Consider the following 15,716-nt stretch of genomic DNA (forward strand, 5'->3'; position numbering starts at 1 on the left):
TATCAAAGGTAGTTAGGGATTAGAGGTTATTTCGCTCAGTTTGAATATTATTCGTTTAATTTAATAATACATTTAGGTTTAACAATATATCCTTCATGAAATCAATAAAAAAACCAATAGTAATAGTTGGCGCAGGCTTTGGAGGTATGACAGTTGCTTCAAACTTAAAAAGACTTAATCCTTGTTTGCCGATCCTAGTCGTTGATTCTGAAGCACAGTTTATATTTAAACCTTTAATGTATGAAGTTTTAAGCGAAGAATTATCAATGTGGGAGACTGCTCCTGAATTTTCAAATATATTTTCAAATTTAGGTATTACTTTTCTAAGAAATTGTTTAACTAAAATTAGATTTGATGAAAAGATTCTCGAATTTAGTGATGATTTAAATATAGATTATGAATGTTTGATTCTTTGTACAGGATCCTTATCTAGTAATTTTTCAGTTAAAGGAGTAGATGAAAATTGTTATTTTTTCAATAATTTAAATGATCTTAAAAAGTTAAAGTCGTTTTTACAACAATTTCAGAATGACAAAATAAAGAAAAACTTATTTGTAATTGGAGCTGGTCCTTCTGGGGTAGAGATCGCATGCAAAATTAATGATATATATAAAAATAAATTTGATATAAGTGTTGTTGAAAGGTCTAATGAAATTTTAGGTCGAAATAAGATTTTTAATCGAGAAGAAGCGGAGAAAGCTTTAGAAAGAAGAAAAATAAATGTTCTTTTAAATTCAACTGTTCAAGAAATTTCTGACAAAAAAATTAGTATTTTGGATGATTCTGAGATTAAAGACTTAGATCAAGATATTGTTATCTGGACTGCTGGGGTCAAACCTAACCTTCCCTACATTGACGAACAAGTCACACAAAAAGACGGAAGAATTCTCGTGAATGAAAATTTTCAGATAGATAATTGTGTAAACTCTTTTGCTATTGGAGATATTTCAATCATTAAAGGTATGGAGGATTTGCCTTTGACCGCTCAAGTTGCAATGCAACAAGGAAATCATCTTGCTAAAAATATTGAATTACTCTTTCAAGAAAAAGAGCTTTTGCCTTTTAATTTTGAGGATAATGGTGAAATGATTAGTTTAGGAATTGGTGAAGCATCCATTTCTGCTTTAGGGGTTACTTTATCGGGTAAATTGGCATTTGAAGCAAGAAGATTGATTTATGCTTCAAAAATGCCTGATGTTAGTAAAAGCTTAAAATCTACCGCTTCTTGGTTATTTCAAAAAAAATCTACTTTAAATAACTTTATTAATAAAAAACCATAAACAAGTTTAAACTTTTTTGGCCTCTTGTTTATAGGTATATTGAGTTAAATAAGTTTGATATGAATCTGATTTCTTTTTTTAGTAATAATTTAGATGCACTAATAACAGTATTAGTTTTATTTCTGTCATTAATTTTATTTATAAGAAATACCATAGCCCCTGAATTAACTGGTTTATTATGCGTTGGAATATTTATTGTTACTGGAGTTCTAACCCCTGAAAAAGCCTTATCTGGATTTGGAAGCCCATCGTTAATCACTTTGATGGGTTTATTTGCAGTTTCATCTGCATTATTTAAAAGTGGTGCGTTAGACAGAGTAAGGGAGCTGATATCCTCTGAAAATATTAAAACGCCTAGAAAATTAATTTTACTTATTACTTTTTTAATAGCTCCAATATCTGGGATCGTTCCTAATACACCAGTTGTTGCATCCCTTTTGCCTTTGATTGAAGGCTGGTGTGAACGACGAAATATTTCACCTTCCAAAGTTCTTTTACCTTTGTCTTTTGCGACTCTATTAGGAGGAACACTTACATTATTAGGGAGCTCAGTAAATCTGCTAGTTAGTGATATTAGTCAGCAATTAGGCTATGGGTCTCTTGAATTATTTAGCTTGACTTCAATAGGAATTCCAGTTTGGTTAATAGGCACAACATATATGATCTTAGTCTCTGACCTTCTTTTGCCTGATAGAGGAAGAAATAAAGATTTTATTAAAAATGGTAATTTGAATATTTATTTTACAGAAGTTACCATTCCTTCTTCCTCTGAATTAGTTGGCCAATCAGTTAGAAATAGTAGATTACAAAGAAGATTTGATGTTGATGTTCTTGAGTTGCAAAGAAAAGGAAAAGTAATATTACCCCCTCTTGCAGATCGCAAATTTGAGCCTGAAGATAGATTGATAGTACGTGTTACGAGGGCGGATTTATTGCGCTTACAACAAGAACATACAATTTTGTTAGCTGAAAATAAGAGATCTTTTAGCGGCGCTAATCTTCTTTCTACTGAAGAAGGTACCAAAACTTTCGAGGCTTTGCTTCCTTCAGGATCAACTTTAGCAGGAGCAAGCTTGAGAGAACTAAGATTTAGGCAACGTCATAATGCAACAGTTTTAGCTCTCAGAAGAGGACAACAAACTGTTCAGGAAAGATTAGGTCAAGCCGTTTTAAGAGCAGGAGATGTTTTGTTACTTCAGGCACCTTTAGACTCAATAAGAGGTTTGCAAGCAAGTAATGACTTATTAATTTTAGATCAATTTGAAGATGATTTGCCATTTTTAATTAGAAAACCAATTGCAATTGCAATTGCAATTGGTATGGTTCTCTTGCCTTCTTTAACTAATATTCCATTAGTAGGATCAGTTCTTTTAGCAATTATAGCGATGGTTGCTTTTGGATGTTTGCGTCCTGCAGAAATACAAAGGTCAATTAGGCTAGATATTATTTTATTATTAGGTTCATTATCAAGTTTCAGTGTAGCTATGCAAGCTACTGGATTGGCCGATCTAATAGCCATAAATTTGGATTTTGCCCTGAGTGGAATGCCACTCTATTTTGCTTTAATAGTAATTTTTATAGCTACTGTAATACTTACTCAATTTATAAGTAACGCTGCTTCTGTTGCGCTTATATTGCCTGTTGCTATTCAGTTTTCAAGCGTTCTAGGGATCTCGCCAAACGCCCTAATAATGCTTGTATTATTTGGTGCAAGTCAATCATTCTTAACTCCCATGGGTTATCAAACAAATTTAATGGTTTACGGACCTGGGAGATATAGATTTTTTGATATTGCAAAATATGGTGCGGGTTTAACACTTATAATGTCATTGACTGTGCCAGCTTTGATAATTTTAAATTATAAATAATTAAATAAAGTGAAAATAAAGAACGTTGTTTATAAATTAAAAGAAATATACAGAAAGTTATCTGTACCTCAATTCACGATTGTCACAGGATTAATTATTATTATTTTTGGAACCCTAATTTTAAGTTCTCCATTATGTTCTTCATCGGATGTAGGTTTGTGGGAAGCATTCTTTACATCTACTTCTGCAATAACTGTTACGGGATTAACTATCATTGATGTAGGAGTTGATTTAAATATTTTTGGGCAAATCTTCTTAGCTTTAATGCTTTTATCAGGTGGTTTAGGATTAATGGCTATTACTACTTTCTTACAGGGATTTGTTGTAAAAGGTACTCAGCTTAGAACTAGATTGGATAAAGGTAAGACTCTTGATGAATTTGGGGTTGGTGGAATTGGGAGAACTTTTCAAAGCATTGCTATAACTGCCACTTCTATTATTTCTTTTGGAGCAATGGTATTATATTTTTTCGGGTTTCTAGAAATTCAAAATAATTGGCAAAGACTATGGTCTGCAATTTTTCATAGCATTTCTGCATATAACAATGCAGGTTTTTCTTTGTGGTCTAACAGCCTCCAAGATTATCGATCTAATTTTGTTGTCAATATTGTATTTATTTTTTTAATTGTGATGGGAGGACTTGGTTGGAGAGTTATTGATGATATATGGAGCAATAGAAAAAATCTTTCATATAAAAAATTGAGTCTTCATTCTAGATTAGTAATTAGGACAAGTTTTTCCTTAATAATTTTTGGATCATTAGGTTTTTTCGTAATAGAGACGTTATTAAATAGTCAATTTTTTAGTGATCTAAATTTCTTTGAGAAAATTTTATCATCTATGTTCGAGACTGTGAGTGCAAGAACAGCGGGATTTACAAATTTTCCAATATCTTTAAATTCAATATCAGATACTGGTCTTTTGCTATTAATGACTTTGATGTTTATTGGGGCTAGCACCGGTGGTACTGGTGGGGGAATCAAAACTACAACTTTTATTGCCTTGATGGCAGCAACTAGATCAACGTTAAGGGGACAAAAAGATGTAATTATTAGTAATAGATTAATTTCAGATAAAGTTATTTTGAAAGCAGTTGGAATAACTGTTGGTTCTTTACTTTTTGTTCTCTTGATGGCTATGTTATTAAGTACTACAAATACTTTTATTAAAAAAGAATCATTTACATTTCTAGAAATTCTTTTCACATGTATTTCTGCATTTGCAACTGTAGGTTTTGATATTGGTTTAACAGCAAAATTAAATCATTTTGGTCAATTTATTTTAATTATTGGTATGTTCGTAGGAAGACTTGGGATTCTATTGCTTTTAAGTGCTCTTTGGCAGGCTCTATATAAGAGTAGAATAGAAAGACAAAAAAGAATTGGCTATCCAAAAGCTGATCTTTATGTTTAGCCTTTACTAATATTTATTATGGCTGATTGGTGGCAATGGTCTCAACAAAAAGAAGAGCAAGCTCTAACTTTCGCAGTTGTAGGAGTTGGAAGATTTGGAACGGCTGTTTGTAGAGAACTTATAAGTAATGGCGTAGATGTTTTAGCTGCAGATGCTTCTGAGAAGGCTATTGATGATTTAAGACAATTAGAACCTTCTATTGAAGCCAGAGTAATAGATTGTACTGATGAGGAATCAATGAAGGAATCAGGTATCTTAGAGATGAATACAGTTGTGGTCGGGATTAGTGAGCCTATTGAAGCAAGTATTACCACTACTCTTATTGCTAAGGATAGTGAAGGAACAAAAGTAAAAAGAGTAATTGCAAGAGCCACGAGTGATTTGCATGAAAAGATGTTAAAAAGAGTAGGTGCTGATAAGGTTGTTTTTCCTTCTAGAATGCAAGGTGAAAGGTTAGGTTTAGAACTCGTTAGACCAAATCTAATTGAAAGATTAGAATTGGATAATCAAACTGGAATAGATGAATTAACAGTTCCAGAAGAATTTATTGGTAGATCTTTAAGAGATTTAAATTTAAGAAAAAATTATTTAGTTAACGTTCTTGCTGCTGGTCCTCCAGAACAATTAACAGTAAATCCTCCTGCAAAATATATTCTTGAGAGAGGAAATATTTTGGTAGTTATGGGGAAAACTTTAGATTTACAAAAATTACCTCAAAATTAATTATTTATTCTCAGATTTTTTGGTATATCTAATCCTTTGAGGAGCCCCTTTTAATCTTTTAATACTTTGTCTTTCTAATGTATCCCGGAAATTCTCGGTATTAACTGCAGTATCTGATGTTTGTGATTTGGCTTCTCTTTTGAGATAATTTTTAATTCCTTGCTGAATTAATACCTTGGCCATATTGCTGACAGTTCTTGATTCATTCTCAGCTAAAATATTTAGTTGCTCACAAATCAATTCTGGAAGAACTACCTGTATTCTAGGGGATTTTGGCTTCCCATTAGTTGAGTTTTGGCGGGTTGCCATTAGTCAAACTGAATAACTGTTACTTTTAAGTATACACAGTTAGTCAAGGGTAGTATCTTTGTGTATATTAATAGTAAGGATATAAGCCTTTGATTAATTTGTTCCTTGTGTAAATTATGAAAAATTCAAGAAATCTTGATTCTTCTCAAAGATCAACAATTGATAAAAAGAAAAAAAAATTAATACAGTCTGAGTCTTTAAGTAACGAGAATAGTGATGTATTAGTATCTGCAGTGATCAGTCCATATTTGTTGACACATCTGCATCAAATTTTGCAACGTTCTGAATATTATGCTCAGAAAGATGGAAGAATATCTCACGCTGCTAATTTTGCAAAGCTTAGGAAAGTTTTATGTTTAGATGCAAGAAGTATGGCAGATGCCTCAGCCAAAGAAATAAAAGATACTGATCATGATTTTTCTATAAATAAAAATAATGAACAAAATGTAGCTTGAGGGAATAGTCTATAGATATGAATTAATAGAAACTGATGACTAGTAATGTTGAAAAACTCTACAATTTAATAGCCGATGATTCAAGAAAAAAACAAAGTTTATTTTTGATGGCTCTTACTAATCCAAAATCAGCTCTTGAAAAGATTTGCGAGATTGGTAGAGAAGTAGATATTCAGGTTACTAAAGAAGAGGTAATAGAGTATTTGTCGACTGTTGATGACGAAGCAACTAAATTATGGTTGATCAAGGCTCGAGGAGGTCTTTAGTAAAAGATTTTGTGTAGTTCCTTCTTTTAATGTTGGGGTTATTCTTCTGTTGTAACCTCCACCACCAGCCAATGTCCAAAAAAACCAGTAACTTGGAATTGCCAATCCTGCAGCTATGAAAATTACCACGATTTGTTCTATTCTTTTCATATAACAATTTTATTCCACAAAAATTTTTTTGGTAAAAAAGTCTCTTAGTTTGTAAATTCAATTTTTTTAAAGTGATTAGATTTGATAATGTAAGTAAAATTTACTCTACTGATGTTGTTCTAAAAAATATTAATTGGGAAATTAGGAAGGGAGAAAAGATAGGCTTAGTTGGTTCTAATGGAGCAGGTAAATCTACTCAGTTTAAAATCTTAATTGGAGAAGAGGATCAAACAAGTGGACTTGTTCTTAAAGAAGGAAGTCCCAAAATTTCTCACTTAAAACAGGAATTTGATTGTAATTTAAATCGAACAGTCAGAGAAGAATTAGAAAGTTCTTTTAAAGATATTCAAATAGTTTCAAATAAACTTCTAGAGATTGAAAATGAAATGAAATTTTTAGAAACTAGCAAAGACTCTGAAAAACTTGATCATCTTGTAAATCAACTAGCCAAATTTCAAGAAAAGTTTGAAGTTTTAGGCGGCTACCAAATGCAGGCAGAAGTAGAGAAGATGCTGCCAAAACTAGGTTTTTCTCAGGATGATGCAGATAAATTGGTAGGTAATTTTTCTGGGGGTTGGCAAATGAAAGTTGCTCTTGGAAAAATTATTTTGCAAAAACCTGATTTACTTTTACTTGATGAACCAACTAATCATTTAGATTTGGAAACAATTTTTTGGTTAGAGGAATATTTAATATCTCTAAAAATATCCATCATATTAATTAGTCATGATCGATATTTTTTAGATAAACTATGTAAAAAGATTATTTTTATAGAAAGAGGAATTTCTGAAACATATAATGGGAATTATTCTTTTTTTATTGAACAAAAGTCTTTAAATGAAGCAACTCAAAGCAAAGCTTTTGAGTTGCAGCAAAAAGAGATCGAAACACAAAAAAAGTATATTGAAAGATTTCGAGCTAGTGCGACAAGGAGTACTCAAGCTAAAAGTAGGGAGAAGCAATTACAAAAGATTGTAAAAATTGATGCACCTATTTCAAGACTAAAAAGTCCTTCTTTTAATTTTCCTGAGTGTCCGCGCTCTGGTAAATTAGTTCTTCAAATTAAGAATTTATCTCATAGTTTTGAAGAAAAAATACTATTATTTGATGTCAATTTAAGGGTTTCTGCGGGAGAAAAAATAGCAATTTTAGGTCCTAATGGATGTGGTAAATCTACTTTGTTAAAGTTGATTATGAAAAAAATAGAACCTGAAATAGGAGAAGTTAATTTAGGTAAACATAATATAATTACAAGTTATTATGAGCAAAATCAGGCTTCAGCACTTGCTGTTGAAAAACAGGTTATTGATTTAATATATTCAAAAGCACCAGATTGGTCTCAACAAAAAGTAAGGACATTCTTAGGAAGTTTTGGCTTTCATAATGATGCTGTTTTTAAACATGTTCAACAACTTAGTGGTGGCGAAAAAGCTAGATTAGCATTGGCTTTGATGATAATGAATCCAAGCAATTTTTTACTTCTTGATGAACCTACAAATCATTTAGATTTACAATCGAAAGAGAATTTGGAACTAGCAATAAATAATTATAAGGGAACAGTATTTATTATTTCGCATGATAGATATTTTATTTCAAAAGTTGCAAATAGAATTCTTGAAATTAAAGACTCTAAATTATTATCTTTTAATGGTAATTATGAATATTTTTTAGAGAAGAAAAGAAATACAAAATAACGTTTTATGTTTATCTTTTAAATATTTTATTCTTGTTTTTTTTAGTTTTGACGACTAGCTTTTAGAAAACTTTACAATCCTCTAGGCAAGATCACTTATTTTTCTTTACAGACTTCATAACTTTGATTAATGTAATAATTACTAATTTGTTTTATTGAGAATCCTTATGAAAAAGTATGATTTAAAAGACAGTAAATATGTTACTTCTGATCCAGTAGAAAGTTATTTTGAGTGTATTTCTAGTTGTGATATTTCTGATGGTATTTGTATCTCTCAATGTGTAGAAATACTTAGAGACGATGAAAGTTAGAAAATTTTTATTTTGTTAATTTAGTAATATCTATAGGTTTAACTTTTAATTTAATAATTTTATTTTTTCTTTTTAAGGTTATATTTATAAATTTATTAATTCCATTGTTACTTATTTCATTGATGACATCTGAAGAATTATTAATATTTGTTTCCCCCACTTTTAGGATTATGTCATTAATAAAAATTCCGCTCTTTGCAGCGGGGCTATTTGGGACAACGTATCCTACTTTTACAATACTTTCATTCGTCTCAAAATAATTTTCGTCTATTAAGTTGATTCCAATCATGGGATGTATTACTTTTCCATTTTTTATCAGTTGCGAAGCGATATTTTTAGCTTTATTTATTGGGATTGCAAAACTTAAGCCTGCCCCAGGGCCTGATCTAATAAGAGTATTAATTCCAATCACTTCTCCCTTACTATTTAATAATGGTCCCCCAGAATTGCCAGGGTTTATTGCAGCATCTGTCTGAATTAATTCAAACTTTTTATCATATATCCCTAATTGTGAGACATTTCTATTTAAGTTACTAATTATTCCTAGGGTTACTGTATTTTCTAGTCCAAAAGGATTACCAACAGCTATTGCCCAATCACCAACTTGAATTTTTGTTGAATCACCTAACTTTGCTTTTGGCCAAGGTCCTTTTCCTTCAAGCTTGATAACAGCTAAATCAGTAAGTAAGTCTTGTCCTATTAACTTCCCTTTATATTTTTTTCCATTTGATAAACCAACTATTAACTTTTGTGATCTATTAACAACATGTGCATTAGTCATTACTAGACCATCTCCAAATATAAAGCCGCTTCCTTGGCTCTGTTCTATCCGTGGTTGATTTTCAGGAGGTAATTGTAACCCGAAGAATCTTTCAAAATATGGATCTAAGAATATTCTTGAATCTCTAGAAAATTGTCTATTTTCAACAAATCTTTGAGTGTCAATAGTTACTACTGAAGCCCCTGTTTTTTTTACTGCTTTTGTTATGAAAGATATATTTGAAATTTTAGATTCTTCATTAAGATTTTGATTTACTATGGGCTGAGATATTACATTTGATTTATTAATTAGGCCAAGTGTTAAACAGGACAGGAAGAATAGTTTTTTAAAAGAGAATTTTATAAATTTTCCTTTTGTGATTGTCTTCGAAAACATTCGTTTATAATTTATTATTTATGTTAGTGATAATTACAAAAATCGCTAAAATTATTTGGCAAATAGAAGAATATGTTTCTTTAAATTAGCTAAATTTATTTTTTTCGAGCTATTATAGATTATAAGTAATAATAGATTAATACACTAAATGTCTTTCTTATTTCCAATAGTTTATTCAGCTGCTCTAATCTATTTAGTTTGGAAAGCTTTTAAAGTAATGTCAAATGGTTGGGGGGCACTTGATAAACAACCAAATCGATCTTACAAAACAAATATCAAACAAAAGAAATATACTATTCATCCTGAACTTCTTGATAAATCTGGAAATATAACTCAAGAAGAATTACTTACAGTGAGGTTTTCTAATGATACAGATTCAACTCTGGAGGAAAAGGGAACTACAACTGATTAAATTCATTAAGCACATTTATGACGGATAAAAATTTGGAATTAAGAACAAAGATTGTCGCTGGAGTTATTAGATCACTTAAGTTACCGCCTAGGTTCCGTCTTAAAATGGTTAAAGAAGATCCTGTCAGACTTGAATTGAGTCTAACCCCTTCTTATGGAAAAAATCCAGTAATAGTTGGAATAGTGGAGTCTCTTGATTTAGTTGCCAGGAGAGATAGAGAGGGAAGAATGCCAAGAGATCTACAAGGAACTTGGGATTGGACTGTAAGACATGGAAAAGTAAGCACTGGAGGTTGGAACCCAATGCTTAAAGAAGCTCTCCAAACTATGTTTGAAACAGGTTTGCCATCAATAATATATGAAGAATTAACTGGAGATGAGTACAAGCCAGTTGATGGAATAAGACATGTTAGATAAATCATGAATTTTTACATAAATTCAACCTTAAAACGCTAAAATATAATTACTTTCTCGAATAAATCATTATGAATGAGGATAATCAACCAAGATTTGGTTTTGTCAACTTTGCAGAAACTTGGAACGGAAGAATGGCAATGATGGGAATATTGATAGGTTTAGGTACAGAATTGATTACAGGACAAAGTATTCTAAGACAAATTGGGATTGGTTAAACTTTTTCAAGAAGTATTTAAGGACAATCATTTGATTTCCTCTGCTTTTACTTCAATTGTAGTTTCGCTGGGTTTTTTCAAAATTTCAGAGCTTTTTGAATTTGTATTTTCTAAATCTGCACCACAATTCATGCAGGTATTATTAATTCCTAAAGTCACAGTGCCACACTGATTACAAGTATTTACTTTTGACTTTAAGGAATTAAAACTTATAAATAAAACAGCAAGTATTAAAAGAGGAATTAAAAATATAAGTAATAAAAGATTTCCGATAAGATTTAAAAAAAAGTTAAATCCAAAAAGGGAAATTAATATTAAAAAAATTAAAGAGTAGGTGAATAAACTTTTGTTCATTTTAGAAAAGGAAACATATGATTCTTTTAGCATTAAGTTTTTCTTCTCCTGCTTGTTAAAGACATACTAGCTATAACCACACTCCAACATTGTCCAAAATATAAAACAACGCCTAATAGCCAAACCCATAAAGTTAGTACTAAAAAACCTCCAATAAAGCCATATGCTTGAAATCTTGTCCCAAGGGAAAGAATACTTTTACTTACTGCTAGATTAAGAGTAGTTAGCCCAATTCCAATCAGAATTGAACCAGGGATTAGTGGTTTTAAAGGAACTTTTCTACTAGGCAATAGTGCTTGAAGTAATAAAGCCATTAATGAAAATCCTACCAGTGGCAAAGCAAATTGACCAACTTGTAAGAGTGGTAATTTTATAATGAATTCAGATATGAAATTACTAGAATTTGATATCTTTTCTAAGACAGTAGTTGGAATCATTCTGAGGTTTGCACTGATTTGATCTAATACCATTAAAAACCCTATAAAAAATACTACTAAGAAAGCTTCAATTCTGTTTCTTAGAAATCTTGATGCTTGCTCTTGCCAGGCAGAGTTTATTCTTCTTGAAGGTAGTTGGTCTTCCCATAACCTATCTGAACCTCTTTGAAGTGATAAGTAGGCGTTGCCAGCAGTAAATAGTAAAAACATAGCTCCTAAAATACCTGCTCCAAAGCCTTGGTCAATTAATTTAAATAATGTTGTTTCAACTAATTCAACAACCGATGGAGGTAAAATTTGAGCGGCAATAGATATTATTTGTTGATCTAAACCATCTTGCTTACCTAGAAACCAAGAAGCTATTGAAAGAGAAATAAGGAGTATTGGAAAGAATGACTGAAGAGTGTAATAAGCAAAAGCAGCGCTTAAATCAATACAATCCGATTTACTCCATCTTTCACAAGCTCCCCATAAACTTTTAATAATCCATGTTGTACTGCGCTGCATATTAATTCTCTTCAAATACTTATTCCAAGATCTTTTTTATTGTATCCAATAGGGATATTTTTCAAGTCTTTTATATATTTATGATGCAACTAATTTTCCAATAATAAATTACCCCATGGTCTTAATACTTTCATTTTTTCTTTTGTTATGGAGGCAATTAAGGGAAAATTAGTATCTTGTAAATCTTGTTTTGCAGTTAAATGCATAGGGTTTATTTCTAACCATTCAATTGAACAATTTAGCTCCTCAAGTAATAGCCATGCTGCCGCAATGTCCCATATTTTAGGAGTTGATTCTATTGCTCCAAAAGTTTGTCCCATTGCAACGCTTGTTAAATTTAAACTGGATACACCAAGAAGTCTTATTTTCCCAGGAAATATAGAACTAGGATTTTTTTGTAAAATTTTTATAGATCTACTGCATAAAGATACGCATTCACTTTTTTGATTATTATTAACCTCAATTTTCTTGTTGTTAAGCCAAACACCCTCTCCTTTGATTGCTACAAATTTTTTCTTTAATGTAGGAATGATTAAAAAAGAAGATTGAGGGGTACCATCCACAAATCTTGCTACCGAAATAGACCAATATGGAATTCCTGCAGCAAAATTTGTCGTCCCATCAAGAGGATCTACTATCCAATAAGCATTTGTATTAGGAACTAACTTTCCTCCCTCTTCACTTAGAACCCCTTCATTTGGAGCAATTTTAGATAGAGCCTCTACAATCGTTTTATCGCTCCATAAATCACAACTTGTGATTAACGAACCATCTGACTTGCTGCTAGCACTGATGTTTCCAAAATCTTTTAATTGGCGATCACTAACCAATTCAAATAAAGATTCTAAATCTTTTAACTGTTGACTGGTTAAATTATTCTTATTCATATTCAGATATTGCAAATAGATTGAATTTCATTTTTGATAAGATTATTTTCCTCGTTACAAATATTACTTATTTCAAGAAAAGTCAATCTAACTAATTCATCTAAATTTAAATTGTAATTATAAATTGAATCAATTTTTTTTGAATTAGCATTACTTAACTCTTTTTGTCTTACAAGAACATCTTTTAGTGTAGATATTCCTATGTCATATCTTAACCTTGCTAATCTTAAGGATTCTTCTGTAGAAGAAATTTCTTTTAGAGATGAAAGAATTTTTTCTTCATTTAATTTTAAATTTAAATAGGCTTTACTAATATTTGTCTTTAAAACATTTTCAAGATTTTTATAGGAGTAATCTTCCGATTTTGCATCAGCTTTGCTTGATTTATATAAATTTTTATTTTGCCCGCCGTCAAAAATATTCCAGCCAAAGTTTAAGCTTACAGTATTTGTATATGACGATCCAGATTTATCAGGGTCTATTGTCTCTAACAAAGAAGAACCCTTAGAAAAAGAATTAGTAAAAGTATTACTTATGTAAACATTTGGCTTGTAAACATTCAAATAATTCTTAGCTTGATTTTCTTTGATTGATTTTTGTAGCTTAATATTTTTGAGGGAAAGGCTATTTACTAAACCCTCAGTAATATTCTTGTTTAATTTATGGTTCCAGAAACCTATTAATTTTTGCTTTTGATTAATCTCGAAGTCCCCATTTATATTTAAGATTTCTTTTAGTGCAATTTTATTAATCTGAGTCTGAATTTTTTTCTCGTTTAGTGATTGCCTATCTCTAGATAATTGTGCTTCAGCTTCAAGGACCTCAAATTTTGTTCCTATCCCTGCATCAAATTTTGACTGAGCGTCATTCAAACTAGTAATTGATAAATCAAGAGATAATGTTTTGTTTTTAATATCCTGATAAGACTTTTGTAGTTTGTGATATCTAGATTTTGCCTCTTTTATGAGATCTTTCTTTTTAATCTCATAATTATTTTTAGCTATTGCATAATTATTTCTAGCTATTTTAATTTCAGATCCCCTTAGAGGGTCTATTAAGTCTAATTTAATATTAAGGGATGGATTTGCTGAAAATTGCGAAGTTTTTCTAGTTGATAAGCTACTACTATAATTTTTGCCCGAAACATATTTAGGTAATCCACTGGCTTGCAAATCTAATGATGGATATCTTTTAGCGATTTTGCTCGAAAGAGTAAACGTTGTTGAATTGACTAAACTTTCTAATGCTTTAAGTTCTTGATTATTCTTTAGAGTAATATTATCTATTTCTGAATAATTAAGGAATATTTGTTTTTCGTTTTCTTGTAGGATTTCTTCAATATTATTGTTGGCCTTACTTAATAGTGCTTCTTGAGAATTAATATACAAACAAAAAGGCAAAACTAAAATTGGATGTATAAGTTTTCTAAGCATAATTATGTATTTCTTTTGTTTTAGATAAACCGATTAGATTACTAATAATATCATTTGTATCATCAAGAACGTGAATATTAGTTTTCAGTTTATTTGAAACTTCAGTTATATTTTTGTCATCCAAAAACAAATCACTATTAAGCTTTAACATTATTGATGGTATAAATATACTTTCTCCTAGATCTTTATTTTGTAGTCCAGTAATTAAATCTTCACCAGTTAAAAGCCCTGTTACAACTTGATCTTGCCCCCAGTAAACACTTGGCAATCCATATAAATTAATTCTGAGGCCATCAATTTTATTAAGTTTGTTCACTGTTGGAAGTAGTGCTTCGTAAACTAATTTCCCAACAATCCAACTGACTTTTCTTTGTTTATCTATTTTTTCAGGAAGAGATTTTGTTTTAGTTTCCAATATTTTAAGAAAACTTCGTATTGAACCAACCCCATTAGATTCTTGGGGCATATTTTCATATGTTTTATAGCTTGGTAATTTGAGACCAGCTATTAAGTACCATTCGTCGGCAAGCCAACAAAAGCGAGTCCCAATACTTTTTTGCAGAGAGGTTTGAATTTTTTCCACTTGTTGAATAATTTTTCTTGCATATTCTTTGCTTATCGCTATTAAGCCATCGTTTTCAGGCCTAAACTTTGTTAGGCCTACTGGAACTATGGCTGTTGAAAGTACCGTTTTAAAACTTTTTTTATGAAATTTTGCAAGATCGCAAATAGATTTTTCTAAGATTTTACCATCATTAATTTCGGGACATACAACTATTTGCGCGTGTATCTGGATTGAATTTTGTTCTAACCATTCAATTTGTTCAAGAATTTGACTTGCTTTTTTATTTTTTAATAATTGTTCTCTGGTCTTTGGGTCAGTGGCATGTATTGAAATAAAAAGCGGTGATAGTTTTTGAGTAGATATTCTATTCCAGTCATCTTTATTTAAATTGGTTAGCGTTAGATATGAACCATATAGAAAACTTAATCTATAGTCATCATCTTTTACGTAAAGACTTTTTCTTTTACCATTTGGTTGTTGATCTATAAAGCAAAAAGGGCACTTATTATTACATTGTTTAATTGAGTCAAATAATGCATCTTTAAAATTAATTCCTAAATTGTCATCTTGATCTTTTTCAATACTAATGTTGTGAATCTTCTTGTTTTTATCCAATACCGATATATCTAAAATTTCTTCACTAATCAGGATCTGATAATCAATTAAGTCTCTAGGTTTTTTACCATTAATACTAATAATTGAATCACCTGATTCAAATCCTATTTCTTCAGCAATAGAATTATTTTCAATACTTTCAATTTCTGCTGGATTAATTTGGTAGTTAATATTCGGAATCAAAAGATCATTAGAATTCTCTTTATAATTAATTTCTTTCCACACAATTAAAGACCAATCTTTTATCTTTA

Annotated in this window: 19 protein-coding genes; 11 read left to right on the top strand and 8 right to left on the bottom strand. The window is 30.6% G+C overall.

Features of this window, described 5'->3' with window-relative positions:
• Window positions 1–95 precede the first annotated feature (95 nt).
• From ACTF45_RS01780 to ACTF45_RS01795, 4 genes are read left to right on the top strand one after another with little or no spacing between them, the layout of a single operon-like run.
• Window positions 96–1,280 carry an NAD(P)/FAD-dependent oxidoreductase gene (locus ACTF45_RS01780; RefSeq protein ID WP_438949236.1) on the top strand — a complete coding sequence of 395 codons (1,185 nt, stop codon included), beginning with the start codon at window positions 96–98 and terminating at the stop codon, window positions 1,278–1,280.
• 59 nt (window positions 1,281–1,339) lie between these two features.
• Window positions 1,340–3,148, top strand: coding sequence for an SLC13 family permease (locus ACTF45_RS01785; RefSeq protein WP_438949237.1), 1,809 nt, complete (start codon window positions 1,340–1,342; stop codon window positions 3,146–3,148).
• A gap of 9 nt (window positions 3,149–3,157) precedes the next feature.
• The gene (locus ACTF45_RS01790) at window positions 3,158–4,561 is read left to right on the top strand and encodes a potassium transporter TrkG (protein WP_288346370.1); all 1,404 of its coding nucleotides are present in this window, start codon (window positions 3,158–3,160) and stop codon (window positions 4,559–4,561) included.
• An 18-nt stretch (window positions 4,562–4,579) separates the two neighbouring features.
• Window positions 4,580–5,284, top strand: a complete 705-nt coding sequence (locus tag ACTF45_RS01795; RefSeq protein ID WP_011131723.1) for a potassium channel family protein — start codon at window positions 4,580–4,582, stop codon at window positions 5,282–5,284.
• Here ACTF45_RS01795 and ACTF45_RS01800 read toward each other — a convergent pair whose 3' ends face one another.
• Window positions 5,285–5,593, bottom strand: coding sequence for a ribbon-helix-helix domain-containing protein (locus ACTF45_RS01800; RefSeq protein ID WP_288346371.1), 309 nt, complete (start codon window positions 5,591–5,593; stop codon window positions 5,285–5,287).
• A 116-nt stretch (window positions 5,594–5,709) separates the two neighbouring features.
• Between ACTF45_RS01800 and ACTF45_RS01805 the strand changes: the two genes are divergently transcribed.
• Together ACTF45_RS01805 and ACTF45_RS01810 are read left to right on the top strand one after the other, a co-directional pair.
• Window positions 5,710–6,048, top strand: coding sequence for a hypothetical protein (locus ACTF45_RS01805; protein WP_288346372.1), 339 nt, complete (start codon window positions 5,710–5,712; stop codon window positions 6,046–6,048).
• A 35-nt stretch (window positions 6,049–6,083) separates the two neighbouring features.
• Window positions 6,084–6,314: a hypothetical protein gene (locus ACTF45_RS01810; RefSeq protein ID WP_288346373.1), complete on the top strand. Its 231-nt coding sequence runs from the start codon at window positions 6,084–6,086 to the stop codon at window positions 6,312–6,314.
• Here ACTF45_RS01810 and ACTF45_RS01815 read toward each other — a convergent pair.
• Window positions 6,282–6,464 carry a hypothetical protein gene (locus ACTF45_RS01815; RefSeq protein ID WP_288346374.1) on the bottom strand — a complete coding sequence of 61 codons (183 nt, stop codon included), beginning with the start codon at window positions 6,462–6,464 and terminating at the stop codon, window positions 6,282–6,284. The two genes, ACTF45_RS01810 and ACTF45_RS01815, sit on opposite strands and share 33 nt — an antisense overlap.
• A gap of 71 nt (window positions 6,465–6,535) precedes the next feature.
• Between ACTF45_RS01815 and ACTF45_RS01820 the strand changes: the two genes are divergently transcribed.
• Both ACTF45_RS01820 and ACTF45_RS01825 read left to right on the top strand, forming a co-directional pair.
• Window positions 6,536–8,158, top strand: a complete 1,623-nt coding sequence (locus ACTF45_RS01820) for an ABC-F family ATP-binding cassette domain-containing protein (RefSeq protein ID WP_438949238.1) — start codon at window positions 6,536–6,538, stop codon at window positions 8,156–8,158.
• A 166-nt stretch (window positions 8,159–8,324) separates the two neighbouring features.
• Window positions 8,325–8,468, top strand: a complete 144-nt coding sequence (locus ACTF45_RS01825) for a hypothetical protein (RefSeq protein WP_288346376.1) — start codon at window positions 8,325–8,327, stop codon at window positions 8,466–8,468.
• A gap of 7 nt (window positions 8,469–8,475) precedes the next feature.
• Here ACTF45_RS01825 and ACTF45_RS01830 read toward each other — a convergent pair whose 3' ends face one another.
• Window positions 8,476–9,624, bottom strand: coding sequence for a trypsin-like peptidase domain-containing protein (locus ACTF45_RS01830; RefSeq protein WP_438949239.1), 1,149 nt, complete (start codon window positions 9,622–9,624; stop codon window positions 8,476–8,478).
• A gap of 148 nt (window positions 9,625–9,772) precedes the next feature.
• Here ACTF45_RS01830 and ACTF45_RS01835 point away from each other — a divergent pair, with 148 nt between their 5' ends.
• From ACTF45_RS01835 to ACTF45_RS01845, 3 genes are all read left to right on the top strand, one after another.
• The gene (locus tag ACTF45_RS01835) at window positions 9,773–10,036 is read left to right on the top strand and encodes a DUF2973 domain-containing protein (protein ID WP_288346378.1); all 264 of its coding nucleotides are present in this window, start codon (window positions 9,773–9,775) and stop codon (window positions 10,034–10,036) included.
• 32 nt (window positions 10,037–10,068) lie between these two features.
• Window positions 10,069–10,452, top strand: a complete 384-nt coding sequence (locus ACTF45_RS01840; protein WP_288346379.1) for a hypothetical protein — start codon at window positions 10,069–10,071, stop codon at window positions 10,450–10,452.
• A gap of 68 nt (window positions 10,453–10,520) precedes the next feature.
• Window positions 10,521–10,667, top strand: a complete 147-nt coding sequence (locus tag ACTF45_RS01845) for a high light inducible protein (protein WP_011131731.1) — start codon at window positions 10,521–10,523, stop codon at window positions 10,665–10,667.
• A 27-nt stretch (window positions 10,668–10,694) separates the two neighbouring features.
• Here the strand turns inward: ACTF45_RS01845 and ACTF45_RS01850 are convergent, their stop codons facing one another.
• The 5 genes from ACTF45_RS01850 to ACTF45_RS01870 form a co-directional block, all read right to left on the bottom strand.
• Window positions 10,695–11,021 carry a hypothetical protein gene (locus tag ACTF45_RS01850; protein ID WP_288346380.1) on the bottom strand — a complete coding sequence of 109 codons (327 nt, stop codon included), beginning with the start codon at window positions 11,019–11,021 and terminating at the stop codon, window positions 10,695–10,697.
• A gap of 32 nt (window positions 11,022–11,053) precedes the next feature.
• Window positions 11,054–11,965: a YihY/virulence factor BrkB family protein gene (locus ACTF45_RS01855; RefSeq protein WP_288346381.1), complete on the bottom strand. Its 912-nt coding sequence runs from the start codon at window positions 11,963–11,965 to the stop codon at window positions 11,054–11,056.
• An 89-nt stretch (window positions 11,966–12,054) separates the two neighbouring features.
• Complete coding sequence (locus tag ACTF45_RS01860; protein ID WP_288346382.1) at window positions 12,055–12,852, bottom strand: inositol monophosphatase family protein; 798 nt, start codon at window positions 12,850–12,852, stop codon at window positions 12,055–12,057.
• Between the two features lie 2 nt (window positions 12,853–12,854).
• Window positions 12,855–14,285: a TolC family protein gene (locus ACTF45_RS01865; RefSeq protein WP_438949240.1), complete on the bottom strand. Its 1,431-nt coding sequence runs from the start codon at window positions 14,283–14,285 to the stop codon at window positions 12,855–12,857.
• A complete protein-coding gene (locus ACTF45_RS01870; RefSeq protein WP_438949241.1) occupies window positions 14,278–15,690 on the bottom strand; it encodes a TIGR03279 family radical SAM protein in 1,413 nt (470 codons plus the stop codon). The genes ACTF45_RS01865 and ACTF45_RS01870 overlap by 8 nt, the downstream gene beginning before the upstream one ends.
• Window positions 15,691–15,716: the final 26 nt, after the last annotated feature.

The sequence above is a fragment of the Prochlorococcus sp. genome, from assembly GCF_965655815.1.
GTDB classification, from domain to species: domain Bacteria; phylum Cyanobacteriota; class Cyanobacteriia; order PCC-6307; family Cyanobiaceae; genus Prochlorococcus_A; species Prochlorococcus_A pastoris.

Bases quoted from the DNA above. Each gene is read 5' to 3' on its own strand.
- ACTF45_RS01785 (WP_438949237.1), top strand. From the start codon at position 1,340: ATGAATCTGATTTCTTTTTTTAGTAATAATTTAGATGCACTAATAACA.
- ACTF45_RS01805 (WP_288346372.1), top strand. From the start codon at position 5,710: ATGAAAAATTCAAGAAATCTTGATTCTTCTCAAAGATCAACAATTGAT.
- ACTF45_RS01855 (WP_288346381.1), bottom strand. From the start codon at position 11,965: ATGCAGCGCAGTACAACATGGATTATTAAAAGTTTATGGGGAGCTTGT.
- ACTF45_RS01860 (WP_288346382.1), bottom strand. From the start codon at position 12,852: ATGAATAAGAATAATTTAACCAGTCAACAGTTAAAAGATTTAGAATCT.
- ACTF45_RS01850 (WP_288346380.1), bottom strand. From the start codon at position 11,021: ATGAACAAAAGTTTATTCACCTACTCTTTAATTTTTTTAATATTAATT.
- ACTF45_RS01835 (WP_288346378.1), top strand. From the start codon at position 9,773: ATGTCTTTCTTATTTCCAATAGTTTATTCAGCTGCTCTAATCTATTTA.
- ACTF45_RS01800 (WP_288346371.1), bottom strand. From the start codon at position 5,593: ATGGCAACCCGCCAAAACTCAACTAATGGGAAGCCAAAATCCCCTAGA.
- ACTF45_RS01830 (WP_438949239.1), bottom strand. From the start codon at position 9,624: ATGTTTTCGAAGACAATCACAAAAGGAAAATTTATAAAATTCTCTTTT.
- ACTF45_RS01815 (WP_288346374.1), bottom strand. From the start codon at position 6,464: ATGAAAAGAATAGAACAAATCGTGGTAATTTTCATAGCTGCAGGATTG.
- ACTF45_RS01795 (WP_011131723.1), top strand. From the start codon at position 4,580: ATGGCTGATTGGTGGCAATGGTCTCAACAAAAAGAAGAGCAAGCTCTA.
- ACTF45_RS01810 (WP_288346373.1), top strand. From the start codon at position 6,084: ATGACTAGTAATGTTGAAAAACTCTACAATTTAATAGCCGATGATTCA.
- ACTF45_RS01865 (WP_438949240.1), bottom strand. From the start codon at position 14,285: ATGCTTAGAAAACTTATACATCCAATTTTAGTTTTGCCTTTTTGTTTG.
- ACTF45_RS01825 (WP_288346376.1), top strand. From the start codon at position 8,325: ATGAAAAAGTATGATTTAAAAGACAGTAAATATGTTACTTCTGATCCA.
- ACTF45_RS01845 (WP_011131731.1), top strand. From the start codon at position 10,521: ATGAATGAGGATAATCAACCAAGATTTGGTTTTGTCAACTTTGCAGAA.
- ACTF45_RS01780 (WP_438949236.1), top strand. From the start codon at position 96: ATGAAATCAATAAAAAAACCAATAGTAATAGTTGGCGCAGGCTTTGGA.